This is a genomic window from Shewanella livingstonensis, from assembly GCF_003855395.1.
Classification (GTDB): domain Bacteria; phylum Pseudomonadota; class Gammaproteobacteria; order Enterobacterales; family Shewanellaceae; genus Shewanella; species Shewanella livingstonensis.
In genome coordinates this window covers 3,109,207-3,125,364 of record NZ_CP034015.1, presented here as the reverse complement: position 1 = coordinate 3,125,364, position 16,158 = coordinate 3,109,207, and the positions used below count along the sequence as shown (strand labels likewise).

The following is a 16,158-nucleotide window of genomic DNA, read 5'->3' as shown; positions in this document are numbered from 1 at the left end:
TAGTTAAGTATTGGATTCAATGTCAGCATCACCTAAAAATGAAATGTGGGTCGTTTTCAAACGTTTGATGGCCTATGTCGTACCTATGAAGGCCATGTTTATTATGGCTGTTCTTGGTCTTATCACCTATGGCGCTGTCGATGCAGCGTTTATCGCGTTTATTAAACCTTTTATTGATGAAGGCTTTAGTCAAACTCCAACGATAGTTGCCGGTGTCGATTTACCGACTCATGGTGGGTTTAACGCCAATAATGACATTATGTTAATGGCGCCTATCGCTGTTATTCTAATGTTCAGTTTGCGTGGCGTGGCCAACTTTGTGTCGACTTATTGTGTGTCGTACATGAGTGCTCAGCTCATCATGGATATGCGTCAACAAGTGTTTGAGCATTATCTGCGTTTGCCGGTGAGTTATATCGACCGCGAAAATAGTGGTAATTTAATTTCACGTGTCACCTTTGACACTGAACAAATTGCTCGAGCATCCGGTAGCGCGTTAATTTCAATTGTCCGTGACAGCATGACCGCCATCGGCATGTTAGGCATTATGTTTTACTACTCATGGAAATTGTCATTATGCATCTTGGTGATAGGCCCAATTATGGGTGTCGTTATCAGTGTTGTCAGTAAGCGTTTTCGTAAGGTGTCGAAGCAAATTCAATCTGCTATGGGCGGCGTAACCGCAACGACTGAGCAGATGATTAAGGGCCATAAAAACGTTTTAGTGTTTGGCGGCCAAAAAACAGAAGTTGATCGTTTTTATCAAGTTAACGACCAAAACCGTTATCAAAATATGAAGCTTGCAGTGGCGCAGTCAATCAGTCAGCCACTTATTATGGTGATTGGCTCTTTCGCATTGGCGTTTGTGTTGTATGCAGCCACTTGGGATAGCATGAAAACGGATTTAACTGCAGGTACGTTTGCAGCTATTTTAGGTGCCATGTTAGCAATGCTACAACCGATTAAGAATTTAACTCGTGTTAATGCAGAGTTTCAACGCGGTATTGCTGCTTGTACCACAGTATTTGAATTATTAGATACTCCACCTGAGCCAGATAATGGTCCGTTTAGCATTGATCGCGTTCAAGGTAAATTAAGGTTTGAAAATGTTACCTTTACTTATCCTGGACAAGACAAGCCTGCTTTAAACGGCATTGATTTTGAAGTTAAACCAGGTAAAACTATTGCATTAGTCGGACGGTCAGGCTCTGGTAAGTCAACTATCGCCAGTTTAATTACCCGCTTTTACGGCGGATTATCGACCGGAGATATTAGCCTTGATGACACCAGTATTTATGATTACCAGTTAAAATCACTACGTAATCAAGTCGCGTTAGTGTCGCAGCAAGTGACCTTATTTAACGACACCATTGCCAATAATATTGCCTATGCTTATCCCGGCGAAGTGACACGCGAACAAATTGTTCGTGCTGCCGAACTGGCTTATGCCATGGAATTTATTGATACCTTGCCAAAAGGATTAGACACCCAAATAGGCGAGAATGGCGTATTGCTTTCTGGTGGTCAACGTCAACGTATTGCCATTGCTCGAGCGATGTTACGTGATGCTCCGGTGTTAATTTTAGATGAAGCCACATCTGCCCTAGATACTGAGTCTGAAAAAGCGATTCAAAAAGGCCTAGATAATTTGCGCCATAACCGTACTTCTATTGTCATCGCACATCGGTTGTCTACCATTGAAAGTGCAGATGAAATTTTGGTTATTGATCAAGGTCGGGTTGTTGAGCGTGGTAATCACACTGACTTAATTGCTCAAGAGGGTATTTACGCCAATCTTTACCTGATGCAGTTTAGCCAATAATGATCAGGTGCTTTTAATGCAACAGCTTATTCATCGCATTTGGTATCAAGGTCATCAGGCTAAGTGGTTATTACTGCCGTTGTCGGGGGTGTTTTGGCTACTATCTTCTATTAGACGAGGGCTGTTTGGCTGTGGCCTTAAAAAGGTACAAATGTTACCTGTGCCTGTGATAGTCGTGGGTAATATTACTGCTGGAGGCAGCGGTAAAACTCCAACAGTGATTTATTTAATCGAGTTATTACGCCGACATGGCTATAAGCCTGGAGTGATAAGCCGAGGTTATGGAGTTAATATTGACGGTGTAATTGCTGTTAATATCGATGCTAAAGCCAGTGATGTAGGCGATGAGCCGGCAATGATAGTCGCTCGCACTTATGTACCTATGGTTGTAGGTGCTAACAGGATTGCTGCTGCAAATAAGCTATTAACGGAGTTTAATGTAGATGTCATTATTAGTGATGATGGTTTACAACACTATGCACTAGGGCGTGATATTGAAATAGCTTTAGTGGATGGAGAACGCCGTTATGGTAACCATTATTTGATACCTGCAGGCCCATTACGAGAAGGTTTATCACGTTTAAGTTCGGTTGATTTTATTATTAATAATGGCGGACCAGCTAAAGACGGTGAGATATTGATGACTCTTGTTCCAGCGCCGCTTAGTCAGGTTGATAGTAGCAGAGACGATGAATTTAACCCGCAGCACACTGTAGTGGCTATGGCGGGGATAGGTAATCCGCAACGTTTCTTTAGTAGTATTAGCCAGTTAGGCTATAGAATAGTACAAACCGTTGAGTTTGCAGACCATCAGGCTTTTGATGAAAAGCAATTAAAGGCTTTATCTGTGCAACATTCATTATTAATGACTGAAAAAGATGCGGTTAAATGTCGCGATTTTGCACAATCAAACTGGTGGTATTTACCTGTAAATGCGAAGCTTAACTCAGAATTTGATCACGTATTGTTGAGCCAATTACAACAAGTGGCTCAAACTAAAAAAGGACTGTCTAATGGCATTTGATAAAAAATTACTTGAAATTGTGGCCTGCCCAATATGCAAAGGACAGCTAGAATACGACAAAGAGTCGCAACAGCTGATCTGCAAGTTTGATAAGTTAGCGTATCCTATTACCGAAGGTATTCCGGTGTTACTGGAAAACCGTGCAACAAGCTTGGTTACTGAATAACGTTAAAGTCTTACTAATGAATATACATTGATTAGGCGCCCGAGAGGGCGCTTTTTTTGTTGACTTTTCATCACCGAGATATTTTAAAATCATCAATTTCTGTATTGTTATGGATGTTGTTATGGAGGGTATTATGAGTGTTTTCTAATTTACCATTTATAACATTTATAGTAGATAGGTGAATGTGCTTTTTGTGTATTTAATATGTATACAAGGTATGTCTTGAGTTTAGCGATAACGCTAATAGTTTATCAATAAGAGCTAAAAACTATTGATTTCATTGAGTTCTATAAACGTTAGGCAGATAATTTAGCCATCAGTAATAGTGAGTCGTTGACTAGGTTGTTTTATGACTGAGAATGATAAATTTCAACAGCATGTGGCTAACGTTTATCGCCAGCATCTTGGCGAACGTGTGGTGTTATTCGAATATCAGGGTAAGCGTTATTGGTTGAAACAAGTTGAGCAGCTAGCGGGGGCGATGCGGTTATTAAAGCAAAACTCAGTAGCGGCATTGAATAAAGAAATTGGTGTCTTAAATGTGTTGAGCCATTTAGGTGCACCAGTACCTGCGGTTGTTGATTTTGGTGTTGGTTACATGGTTGTTGAAGACGTTGGCGATACTATTAATCATGTGTTGGATCATACTAACGAAACCTCATGGCAACCCATTTTAAATGATGCCAGTATAGCCTTAGCGAAGCTACACAGCATGCAGTTCGCTCATGGGCGTCCTGCATTGCGTGATATTAGCTGGCAGGCTGGTGAAGTGAGGTTTATTGATTTTGAAGCCAATCAACAACATAAATCACTTATCTCGCAACAAATTCGTGATTTGTTAGTGTTTATCCATAGCTTATATCGTTATATTGGCCCTAATAATAGCGTTATTAGCCAAGCTATTAATTGTTATCGTTTAGCGGGGGGAGAAGCAATATGGCAACAAGCCAAGCAGTTTTTAGCTTCATGGCAATGGTTATATTATTTCGCTAGACTTTTTCGAGATATAGGAGGCAAAGATTTAAAGCCTGTCTATTGGGTGTTATGGCATTTTAGGCAGGCACCTGTAACCCTCACATAATGTCTGTTCAGCCCTCAAATACCGTAGTAGTTAACTGGAAAAGCTTGCCCATAAGAGCAAGCTTTTTGATTTAAAGTTGGATGATATTGACTGATAAGCCTTGATGAGGCTCCCACTTAAGGTGTGGTAGATAAATCTTGATATAAGGTTTCTATCCACTTATCGGCGGAGATAAATGCCCAACTCCAATTAGCATATTCTGCCGGTACACCCTGTTTTTTGATTGTGGCCAAATCGCGACCCATTTCAATTTCACCGCGCATCCAATTAATGCTGTCATCAAGCATATGCTTAAACCTTAACAGCGCATTTTTATCGGCTAACTCGCCATGGCCTGGGATTACCTTCGTCTTGTTGTCTAAACGGTCTAATATTATGCTAACGTTTTCTCGGTATCCCGTTACTGACCCTCCAGCTTCCAAATCGATGTAAGGGAAACGGTCTTTAAAGTATAAATCGCCCATATGAATAATATTGGCTTTTTGCCACATCACGACACTATCACCATCGGTATGACCTGGACCAAGGTGAATAACTTCTAGGGTATCTTGGTTGAAGTGGATTGAGATATTTTCTGCAAAAGTGATAACTGGCAATGCTGATGCTGGGGTCGTGCTATCTGCTTGAAGACGTTTAAGAACGTTATGATGGGCTAAGATTGTACCTTGTTCGCCAAAATGAGCATTACCACCAGTATGATCACCATGATAATGAGTATTAACGATATATTTGGGTACACCGGGCTGAATTTCATTAAGTGCGGCAGTAATTTTATCGGCTAATGGTGCAAATTGATCGTCGATAATCAATATACCGTCGCCACCAGCAGAAACGCCAATGTTGCCTCCAGCACCCATGAACATGTAAGTGTTATTATCTAGTTTTTTGGATTTAATCATCACATCGTTAAATTTATCATCTGCAATGGCTGATGTTTGAGTTAACGCCAGTAAAGTTAATGCGCTGAGTCCGATGATGTGACGTTGAAATCGTAGTTTCATGACTATCCCTCATTGCTATCATAGCAATTGTTTTATTGTTATTAGTACTGTCTAGCCTAACAAGTAGATCACTTATAGTACAACGACATAGTACTGGATCAATATGCTTTCACTTATAGCACCAATTGATAAGTGTAGGTGACTTAACTCACACTTGTGCTAAGTACAGAGATTATTTGGTCCACGGCAGTATTCTTCCGGCAAATGCGTTCGATAGTCCTAATCTTATCGCGGCTTTGTGACGCATGAGATATAACGCTTGGTAACATAACGGCACTAAATAAAGACTGGTTACCGTTGAAAAAGTTAACCCACCGATAATCGCAATTGCCATTGGCGAATAGGGTGGTCCACCACCGCCAATTTGAGTATCTCCCATTGCCAAGGGAACTAATCCCAGTACTGTGGTTGCTACTGTCATTAGTACCGGGCGTAATCGTGTAATACACACGCTAATAATGGTGTCACTCAGCTTATCTAAATCGGGTGTCATTTGGTTTATTTGGTCTACCAATACAATACCGTTATTCACCACAATACCCATTAAAATAAGGATACCAATCATAGACATTACCGACATTGGGGTGCCGGTTAACCACAAAGCCCAAAATACCCCCGTTATGGAGAACATAATCGAGGTAATAATAGCGGTGGGTAACAGTAGTGACTCAAATAATGCCGCCATAACAATATAAATCATCGCAATGGCCAAAATCATATTCACTGCCATGATTGACTGGTCTTCATCTTGGCGTTCAAACCCGCCGCGCAGGGAGTAGCCATATCCATTTGGGAAATTGATAGAATCCATCACTTGGGTGATTTTTGTTTGTGCCTCTTCGGTGGTGAAGTCTTCTAGATTTGCACCAATTGATAATGCGGTTTGGCGATTAAAATGACGAATAGTGTCAAATCTAGGTACCACGGTAGCTTCAGCTAAACTGTCTAGGGTGTAGACTCGGTCGCCTTGGCGAATAATGGGCAGTTGTTTAAGTTTTTCTAGCGAATGTTGCCAGCTTTTGTCATAGGCCAGTTCGATACGCAATTCGCCGCTAGGATCATGGCGGAATGAACGTAGCTGTGAGCCTCTTAAGGCAATCGCGATGTTTGATGCAATGTCACTTAAGGTCAAATCTAATCGTGCAGCCATTTCACGGTTAATGACGACAATAACTTCCTGTTGTGAACCATTTACTTCAGAACGTACATCGACTAGGCCTTCTATATCTTCGAGTAGTGGCATTACTTGCTCACTGATACGAATTAATTCGGTTGTTGATCGTCCAGTTAACGTCACACGAATACCGTTATTTTCGTTGCCCCAACCAAATTGTGGCGTGGCAATGGAATACTTAGGAAATCCTTCGCGGATCATTTTCTTTAGTTCACCAATGTCTATTGGGATGTCTTTTTGCAATAAAATGGTCGATTGTGCATCTTGCGGCGCGTAATAACTGTAAACCGCATCAATGTAGAACTTATCTTTATTGCTGTATAAGTAGGTTTCCATGCTATTAATCATCGCTTCGGTCACCGCTAAATTATGTCGGCCTTCTAACTGATAATTAATGTATAAACGGTCATTACCTTCGCCATCGCCTTGATCTTGTTTCACCATGCTTAGCGGCAATGCGGTTGACACTAATATGGCCAACGCGATAACCCCAGAACGTTTTGGTCGTGTTAAAATCCAGCTTAGGCTTCGTTCATAAAAACGCCCCAATCGATTATTGCCATTAGTGGTTTCTACATTAAAATGAAAGTGATTCAGCATCAGTGGGATCAGGGTTTTAGCAACCAATAATGATGCCGCAAGTGAGATACAAATTGCGACAGCAACATGCTCTAAAAAGATGGTCAGCTGTACTTTTACGCCAAAAATATTCGGTAAAAACACGATAGCGGTAGTTAAGGTGCCCGCCAAAACGGCTAAAGAGACTTTTTCAACACCAGTTAATACGGCTTGTTGGTTAGCTTTTCTCTGGCAAGTATCGTCAATGTGTGCGGATTGTTTTTCCTGTAATACGCTTTCAGTGACCACTACCGCATTATCAATCAACATACCGACAGCTAATAATAAGCCCATCATTGATAAAATATTTAAGCTGTAGCCTAAAAAGTACATCCCGGCTAATGTCATACATAAAGAGATTGGTACCGATGAGATAACCACTAAGGTCATTTTCAGGTTACGTAAAAACAGATACAGTACCCCAAATGATAATATTGCCCCCATTAATCCAGACAACAGTAAGTCTTTTAAAGACGATTTAACCCCATAGGCTTGGTCTTCCATGATGAATAACTTGATACCATTAAACTGCTGATCTTGCTTAACCAGCTCAATAACGTTAAGAACCCGATCTGACACCTCAACTAAATTAGCGCCAGACTCTTTAAATACATCGATTCCGACCGCATATTTTTGGTCTAAATGTCGGCCTTCTCTTTTTTCTGGTAGGGCATAGCTCACCATAGCGATATCTTGCAGGCGAATACCCGGCACAATCACCAGATTATTAATATCATCAAGGCTGGTAAACTCACCTTTGGGTGAGACTTGATATACGCGCGAGTCTTCTCTCAATGTGCCAGCGCTGATGACAAAGTTTTCTGCCAGTAAACGCGAACGTAAGTCGAGACTATTAAGGCTTGATGCCACTAATTTATCGGCATCAAGGCGGATTTCAATCTGCTTTTGTTCAACGCCATAAAGAGTGACTTTAGATACACCATCAACCCGCTCAAGTGGTTTACGTAACTGTTTTTCAAGTAAATCATATGCATTAGACAGTTCGCGCTCACTTGATATACGTATAGTGAGCACTGGCATATCGGCGGTTGAGAACTGTTGGATCATGACGCGCTCAACATCTTTGGGTAATAAATGGCGTACTGAATCTATTTTTTCACGTGCTTCAAGGCTTTTAGTGGCGACGTCTTCACCCCATTTCATGTTCAATTGAATAAAAGCGCCATCTTGGGTTGAGTCTGACCGTACCTCCTCAATGCCGCTCATGGTGGCAAGCGACTCCTCAAGCACCTTGGTGATATCGCGTTCCACTTCTGCAGGGCTAGAGCCCTTATAAGGCACTTGCACCACAATTTGCGGTATATCTATCCCAGGAAACATTTCTAGCGGCAGCATTCGACTTGCCGCCATACCAAATAACATAATAGCCAAGAAAAACATGCAGGTGGTTACGGGGCGCTTTATTGCCAGTTGAGTGATGTTCATGCTGGCGTCTCCGCAGTGTTGAGCTCAAGGTTATTTTGGCTGTATTGTTTGCGATCAAACATTGCGTACAAGGCCGGAATAACCAGCAATGTGAGCAAGGTTGACATGCTTAAACCAAAAATGACCGTAATCGCCATTGGCGCGCGGACCTCGCTACCATCACCAATGCCTATCGCCATTGGTAATAAACCTAAGGTGGTGGTCAGCGTGGTCATCATGATAGGGCGTAAACGCGATTGTGCTGCTTGATTAATTGCCGTGAGCTTATCCATGCCTTCTTGGCGTAGTTGGTTGATGCGATCCACTAATACAATGGCATTATTGACCACAATACCTGCCAACATAATTAGGCCAATAAACACCACCACACTTAAATGGGTACCGGTAATAAACAAACCCACAATACTGCCAGCCACGGCCATTGGCACTGCAATCAAAATCAATAACGGGTGCAACAAAGATTCAAACTGGCTCGCCATCACTAAATAAACTAAGAAGATGGCCAGAACGAGGGCAATTTTTAATGAGTCAAAAGATTGTTCCATTTCTTCATTTTGGCCGCCAAATCTGGCTTGAATTGAGCTTGGGAATTGCTGCTGATTCAATATTTGCTGAGCTTGGCGCACCGCTTCGCTTAAATCACCGTAGGCTAAATTAGATGACACGATAGCCACACGTTGTTGGCTGATACGATTAATCGCCGATGGCCCAATTTGTAAGTCTATGGTGGCTATGGCACTTAATGGAATAGGTTGGGCGCTATTTGGGTTAATGATTAACGATTCAATATCGCTAATTTGATCGCGTTCGCTTAATTCACTGCGCACCAAAATGTCCACTTTACGATCGCGTACCGTGAACTGGCTGGCAATAGTGCCACCTACACGTTGGGCAATACGGTTAGCAACGGTCGGCGCATCCATGCCTAGCGCAGCTAAACGGGCATGGTCAAAGCGAATACTGATCTCTGGTTGGCCATCGCGTAAGGTAGTATTAATATCACTAAAGCGGTCTGATCCAGACAAAGCTTTAACCAGTTGGTCTGCACTTTGTTTGAGTTGAGCTAAATCATAACCCGATAACTCAATTTCAAGCGGGGTTTTGAAACTGAATAATTCAGGATGCTCAATTTGAGCTTCCAGTTCAGGAATATTTCTGGCGGTATTGCGCAGTATAAGACTCACCGCATTAAAGGCTAAAGGGTCAGCTAGTACCACTTGTAATCTACCCCAGTTTTCACCACCTCTAGCAGTATCTGATGTCATTAATCCGCCGCTACCAGCTTGGCTATAGGCATGTTTAACATCTTCTCTGTCTTTAATCGACAAGGCTAACTGTTGTAATACCGCATCCGTTTCACTGACCTCAGTGCCCGGTGGTAATAGTATTTCGACATAAAATTCACCTTGATTCATTGGCGGAATAAGCTCGACCCCGAGTTTAGGCAGTAGACTAGTTGAAGCTAATGTAATGACTAGTGCTATCACAAGGGTTAATACTTGGTGGCGCAGGACGTGATGAAGTACGCGGTAGTAGATTGATTCCACTAGGCGGTAAATGAAATTAAATCCAGCACAAATTGGTTTGAGTAACAAGCCAAACACGCTACTCACAAAACGACTGATGACAATAATGGCGGTTAATAATCCTGCGGGTAAATAGCTAAACAGTAATTTAAAGGGAAAGCTTAGTACAGCCAGTAAGTAGTAGGCCACTTTCCCTTTTCGGCTAGTGGGTTTAGGTTTTTGGGCGACTTCAATAGGTTGCGGCAAGCTGGTAAAACCTTGACGCGAAGCCAGCATAGGAATGGCGGTTAAGGCGACAAATAATGAGGCAAGTAGGGCAAAGGTGACCGTGAGCGCCTGGTCTGCAAATAAGGCTCCTGCTATACCGTCGACAAACACTAAAGGCACAAATACGGCCAGTGTGGTAAGGGTTGAAGCAAAAATAGCACCAGAGACTTCTTTACAGCCGATGACCGCAGCCTCAATTTTACTCATGCCTTGAGATTTATAACGGTCAATGTTCTCTAATACCACAATGGCATTGTCGACCAGCAAACCAATCGCTAATGCAATACCGCCCAACGACATAATATTTAAACTAATATCAGCAAAATACATCATGTTGAATGTGGCGATAACTGAAAAGGGGATTGAGATAGAAATAATAAGCGTAGCAATAATGTCGCGTAAAAACAGGTAAATAACCAGCATTGCCAGTAAGCTGCCAAATAATGCGGCGGAGGTCACTTCATTGACTGCGCTTTCGATAAACTCAGATTGGTCGTAAATAACCTTTAATTGGTTCTGTTCATCAGCTTGGTTAATTCTTTCAAGCTCAGTGCGTAATTTTTGTGCCACAGCAACGGTATTGGCATCACCTTCTTTGTATATAGCCAATTCAATCGATTCTACGTCACCAATGCGCGTAATATCACTGCGTTCTTTATAGGCATCACTAATCTGTGCAATATCAGATAATCTGACCAAAGTGTGCCCATCACGATAGATAATAACTTGGCCTAATTCTTCTAACGAGTTAAATTGGTTTAAGGTTCTGACTAAGTATTCTTTGTCACCCTGGATCACTTTACCTGCTGATAGGTTAATGTTTTCTTCGTTAATTCGGCGCTTAATTTGATCGGCATTGAGATTCAGTTGGCTTAATTTTTGTTGATTTAACTCAATATGAACTTCTTGCTCTAACCCCCCTGACAATCTAACAGCTGCAACGCCCGATAACGCTTCTAGGCGACGTTTTAACTCTTCATCTGCAAAGGTACGCATTTGCTTTAATTGTTCTGCATCAGCATTAGGTACTGAAAATGCTAAGCGCATGATGGGATCAAGATTAGGATTGAAACGCAGTAGTAATGGTTTGTTGATGTCTAGTGGCAGCTCGATAGTATCGATTTTTTCACGTACTTCAAGGCTGGCCATGTCCATGTTGGTGCCCCATTCAAACTCGAGCACCACATCAGACATACCTGAACGCGAAATTGAGCTTATTTTGCGTAAACCTTTGACTACCCCAACGGCTTCTTCAATTGGTTTTGACACCAGCTGTTCAATTTCAACTGGCGCCGCACCATCATATGCAGTACGGATAGTGACACTGGGATAGCTTAAATCGGGTAACAGCTTTACTGCAAGACGAGAAAACCCCACCATTCCAAAAAGCATCACAGCTAACATAAACATCCACACAGTGACAGGACGTTTAACAGACGTATTGATTATCGACATTATCCCGCTCCGTTATCGAATAGCAGCGAAGCTAAGTGGGGTAATAACCTCTACCAGAGCTTGATCTTTAAGATTTTGCTGGCCGCGGATGACGATTTGTTCGCCCGCTTCAACGCCCGATAAAATTTCAACCGTATTATTTTCACGAAAGCCTAAACTCACTTCTCGTCGCTGTGCTTTAGTGTCTTTAATTACGTATAAAGCTTGTGTATTGTCTTGGTTAATTAATGCGTTATAAGGCACAGTAAGTACGTCTTGATGGGTGTCGTATTTAAGTTCAACGCGGGTAAACATGCCGGCTTTTAATGCTGCATCTTGGTTTGGCACTGCTAAGGTCACTTTAAAAGTACCACTTTGTGCATCGACAACAGGGCTAATACGCAGTACTTTCGCATCGATAATGTTGGATGCAGTGCCTTGGTGTTGTTGGATAATACTGGCTTGTTGCCCAATACGTAAGCTAGCAAGTTGTTGTTCCGGTAGGTGTAATATACCGTGAAGTTGGTCTTGGTTAACAACATAAAATAGTTCTTGAAATTCTTTAGCCATATTGCCCGTTTTAACATAACGTTCGGCAATAACCCCATTAATGGGTGAGGTAATTTGGCTTTCTTTAACTTGTAGTTCGGCTAAGTCTCGTTGCGCCTTCGCCGCCTGCAGATTAAACTCAAGTTTGGCCAATTGATCTTGGCTAATAAATTCTTTGTTAATCATTTTATTCAAGCGATTCAATTCTTGTTGAATAATCTGCACTTCGGCTTCAGAGCGATTGAAGTCATAACGTTGTCGCTTAGCATCAATCACCGCTAGGATTTGACCTTTAGTGACTCGGTCACCTTCTTCAACATTTATGGTTTCGATTATCCCTGCAATTCTGCTCATCACATGGGACTCTTCCGGTGCTTCAAGTGTTGCGGTAGTACTGTAAAAGGAGGACACATTGCCTGTGGTTACCCGTGCCGTTTCAACCGGAATCGCAAATTTTTGTTCTTCTTTTACTTGCTCTTCTTCGCCAGTACAACCGCTAAGAGCTGCAAGACAAAGTAAAGGGATTGCCATTTTTTTTACGCTGATGAACCTATCCATGCGGTACCTGCCAGTGTTATATTTTTTAGAATTAAATGACGTCAGTGAGCTTATGTTATTCCTAAGCGTTCAAACGTCACGTTCTCATTTGTAACAGATGTTAATTAAATATAACAAAGCATATATTGTGCCAGTTATATATTTGTTATATAACATGATGTTACTGGCACTTTGTTACGAAGTTGGTTAGATTGACAATGTTAAATTGGTTAAATTAATTAACTTGTGGTGTGTTTAGTTATTCAGGCATGCTTAAGTTGTAAAAATTGAATTAACTATCTACATCAAAAAAATGGAAATAATCACAAAAGGAAACGTAAATGAAAACAGCAACATGGTTGTTCACGATCATCTCAGTATTGCTATTGTCTTCATGCAGCATGTTGGTTAGCCAGCAGTCGGGTAAACAGTCTGTGTCCAGCAGTTTAATGGATTTTTTGTATCCCAATAAAGAAGACCGAGCGGTACATAGTGCCGAAATCCCTGTGCTTACATTGCCAGTAAAAGTGGGTATTGCCTTTGTACCATCAACAGGCCGGAACAATCAGGCCATTCATAATAAAGATCAATATGAACTCCTCGAAAAAGTCAAAGCGGCTTTTGTGCAATATGATTATATTGACCGAATTGAGGTTATTCCGAGTACGTATCTTGCTGGTGGTGAAGGGTTTAATACACTTGAGCAAGTCGGTCGTTTATATGATGTCGATGTCATGGCATTAGTGTCGTATGATCAGGTAACTCAATCTGTTGAAAATAATGCAGCGCTCTTGTATTGGACCATTGTGGGAATGTATGTGATCCCGGGCAATGAAAATACAGTGCAAACCTTTGTCGATACTGCGGTGTTTGATATTAAAAGCCGGAAAATGCTTTTCAGAGCACCGGGGATCAGTAAGCTTGAGAAACGGACTACTGCTATTGGCATCGACGAAACCCTAGCGGAAAAGTCGATCGAAGGTTTTGACTTGGCAGTCACAGATATGAGCAAGAACTTAGATAATGAGTTAGCTCGATTTAAAGTCAGAGTAAAAGAAGACAACATTGCCAACGTCGAGCACAGAAGTAATTATAACGGCGGGGCAGTTGATATTACGTTTAGCTTACTAATATTGATGAGTTTACTCGTGAGATTAAGACGACATAAAGACATATAACGCGAGTTGATTTGGCTAGGGTAAGTTTGTACGCAGGAGAAAGGTTGTAACAAGATATTAACAATATGTTCAATAGGTTAATCTTTTTATTATGAATCATAATAATGTGACAAACGTGAGGTTTTTTGATTGAAACGATAGCCCTGTGGATGGTCAATCTTCTGAGCATATTAATCACAAGCCAGAGGTGAGGCAGTTTAGCTATAACAAAATAAGTCAGTTAATCAGTAATAGTCATACTGGCTTGCCTGAGAAAAACGCTAACAGTGCCGATAATCAATCAAACATTGTTCAACAATACCAATGGGACAGGGCAACCGCATTAGTGTGTTTTTTGCTTACAATGAATAATTTCAATATAGAATCACTTCCTATCATTCATGAACTGATAACATTCCTAACAAATGTAGTTTAATAAAAACACTGAAACTGTTCGTAAAACGTTCGCGATCTAGCCCTGCCCGATAGGATGGGTTTGGTAACCCGCTTCAAGCTATTCGTGCTAGTACTAATTCCATTTAATCTTGACACCTAAAAAAATTAAACAAAGTTTAGCAAGCGGAAATGTTGCATCTTTGTTTGAGTTATCTCCTTCTGTGGTAGCAACTGAATATGTCGCAGCATAAAATGAATCGATTGATGACCAATATGAAGCACCAACTGTAGACGACTTGATTGATACTGAACTGGATAAAATAACCAGTTTGATATTTAAAGAAGGTGAAGAATTCAAATATGCAGATCTTAACTAGAGAAGAGTTTTTGGCTATTTCAGTTTACAGTACAAACTTATGTGAGCCCATCAATAAGGGGTTGAGAGGTTTTTCTCCTGAAGACAAAGCAAAGTGGTCTACATTAGTTGCGGAAGCAGATAACGGGTTAGTAAAGTTAGCCGAGAATCCTAAATTGAGATTCGTTTAACGAAGCTGAAGTCACCGTTGATGAGCCTGCTGAGTTAGCAACCTATGCAGACGAGTCTGTTTCTCCTAAAAAACGGGCCAAGCGTAAATTACTGCCTAAAGACCTGCCACGTGAAGTGATTATCCATGATATTAGTGATGAAGATAAGCAGTGTGAGTGCTGTGGTCATGAGCTGGCGTTAATGGGCCAAGACAGTAGTGAGAAGCTGAAGTTTATTCCGGCGAAAATCAGTGTGATTGAGCACGTTAGATTAAAATACAGCTGCAAGCATTGTGAGACTAAAGGACCCCAGGCCAATATCAAACAAGCGCCCGTGCCAGTCAGTCCTATCCCTAAAAGCGTGGCGACGTCAAGCTTGTTAAGCCAACTCATTACCAGTAAGTATCAGTACGCATTACCCCTTTATCGGCAAGAAACCTTATTCAAGCAACACGGTATCGCCTTAAGCAGGCAAACCATGGCGGATTGGATGATGAAATCTGCAGCGCTGTTCAAGCCATTATATGATTTACTCCACCACCATTTATTAACACAAGATGTCATCCACGCCGATGAGACCACGCTCAAAGTGATTAACGATGAGCGGGTGAAATCCTACATGTGGGTGTATTGCGCTGGCGCGGATAAACCAAGCACTGAGCCTCGATATCAAGGTTTGCGCAATATCGTACTGTACGACTATCAAGACGGTAGCCGCGCGGGCACCTGCGTGAGCCGTTTTCTGGCTACCGAGCAAACGGTATTTAATGGTTATTTACAAGTCGATGGTTACGCGGCTTATCAGCAGGCAAACAATAAACTGGTCGGTTGTTGGGCTCATGCGCGGCGTAAATTCAAAGAAGCGCTAATAGCACAAGGCAAGCCCAAAGTAGGCAAAATCAGTAAAGCGGATATGGCGCTGAGCATGATAGCCAAGCTGTACCGTATTGAAACCCAAATACAAGCACTGAGCCTGGAAGAGCGATTGTATTTTAGGCGCACCCACTCACGTGCTCAGCTGGGGTTATTTAAGCAATGGTTGGATAAATCAGTGCTGCAAGTATCAAAGGAAAGTCCGCTAGGCAAAGCCATCCATTACAGCCTCAATCAATGGTCAAAGCTGAGTTGTTACACGCAAGACAGTCGCCTCAATATCGACAACAACCGCGCAGAGCGGGCAGTAAAACCGTTTGTGATAGGGCGTAAAAACTGGCTATTCAATCACAACCATCGCGGCGCTGAGGCGAGTGCAATTTTGTACAGCATCATAGAAACGGCTAAAGCGAATGGACTCATCCCGTTCGATTACATCGAACACTGCTTAGAACAATTATCCTACCCTGATTGTGACCTCAACAGTCTCTTACCCTGGCAGGTTAAGCTAGACAAGGCGTAGTTCGCCGGACGCATACAGTGTTGCAGCTGAACAGTGTCA

The 16,158-nt window shown here is 41.9% G+C and carries 10 protein-coding genes; 6 read left to right on the top strand and 4 right to left on the bottom strand.

Annotated elements, in window-relative coordinates:
* Positions 1–19 precede the first annotated feature (19 nt).
* The 4 genes from msbA to EGC82_RS13470 all read left to right on the top strand — a co-directional run bounded on the left by msbA (position 20) and on the right by EGC82_RS13470 (position 4,093).
* Entirely contained in the window at positions 20–1,822 is a 1,803-nt protein-coding gene (gene msbA, locus EGC82_RS13485) for a lipid A export permease/ATP-binding protein MsbA (RefSeq protein ID WP_124731222.1), read from the top strand.
* 16 nt (positions 1,823–1,838) lie between these two features.
* Positions 1,839–2,846, top strand: coding sequence for a tetraacyldisaccharide 4'-kinase (gene lpxK / locus EGC82_RS13480; protein WP_124731221.1), 1,008 nt, complete (start codon positions 1,839–1,841; stop codon positions 2,844–2,846).
* Positions 2,836–3,012, top strand: coding sequence for a Trm112 family protein (locus EGC82_RS13475; RefSeq protein ID WP_124731220.1), 177 nt, complete (start codon positions 2,836–2,838; stop codon positions 3,010–3,012). The genes lpxK and EGC82_RS13475 overlap by 11 nt, the downstream gene beginning before the upstream one ends.
* 349 nt (positions 3,013–3,361) lie before the next feature.
* Entirely contained in the window at positions 3,362–4,093 is a 732-nt protein-coding gene (locus tag EGC82_RS13470) for a BUD32 family EKC/KEOPS complex subunit (RefSeq protein WP_124731219.1), read from the top strand.
* Positions 4,094–4,209: 116 nt separating this feature from the next.
* Here the strand turns inward: EGC82_RS13470 and EGC82_RS13465 are convergent, their stop codons facing one another.
* The 4 genes from EGC82_RS13465 to EGC82_RS13450 form a co-directional block, all read right to left on the bottom strand.
* Positions 4,210–5,094, bottom strand: coding sequence for an MBL fold metallo-hydrolase (locus EGC82_RS13465; protein ID WP_124731218.1), 885 nt, complete (start codon positions 5,092–5,094; stop codon positions 4,210–4,212).
* 172 nt (positions 5,095–5,266) lie between these two features.
* Complete coding sequence (locus EGC82_RS13460; protein WP_124731217.1) at positions 5,267–8,332, bottom strand: efflux RND transporter permease subunit; 3,066 nt, start codon at positions 8,330–8,332, stop codon at positions 5,267–5,269.
* Positions 8,329–11,580, bottom strand: coding sequence for an efflux RND transporter permease subunit (locus EGC82_RS13455; protein WP_124731216.1), 3,252 nt, complete (start codon positions 11,578–11,580; stop codon positions 8,329–8,331). The genes EGC82_RS13460 and EGC82_RS13455 overlap by 4 nt, the downstream gene beginning before the upstream one ends.
* Positions 11,581–11,592: 12 nt before the next feature.
* Complete coding sequence (locus EGC82_RS13450) at positions 11,593–12,666, bottom strand: efflux RND transporter periplasmic adaptor subunit (RefSeq protein WP_124731215.1); 1,074 nt, start codon at positions 12,664–12,666, stop codon at positions 11,593–11,595.
* Positions 12,667–12,986: 320 nt separating this feature from the next.
* On the opposite strand from EGC82_RS13450, the gene rhlP reads away from it, so the two are divergent.
* Both rhlP and tnpC read left to right on the top strand, forming a co-directional pair.
* Entirely contained in the window at positions 12,987–13,823 is an 837-nt protein-coding gene (gene rhlP, locus EGC82_RS13445; RefSeq protein ID WP_124731214.1) for a rhombotarget lipoprotein, read from the top strand.
* 1,036 nt (positions 13,824–14,859) lie between these two features.
* Complete coding sequence (tnpC, locus tag EGC82_RS13440) at positions 14,860–16,119, top strand: IS66 family transposase (protein ID WP_425272633.1); 1,260 nt, start codon at positions 14,860–14,862, stop codon at positions 16,117–16,119.
* Positions 16,120–16,158 lie beyond the last annotated feature (39 nt).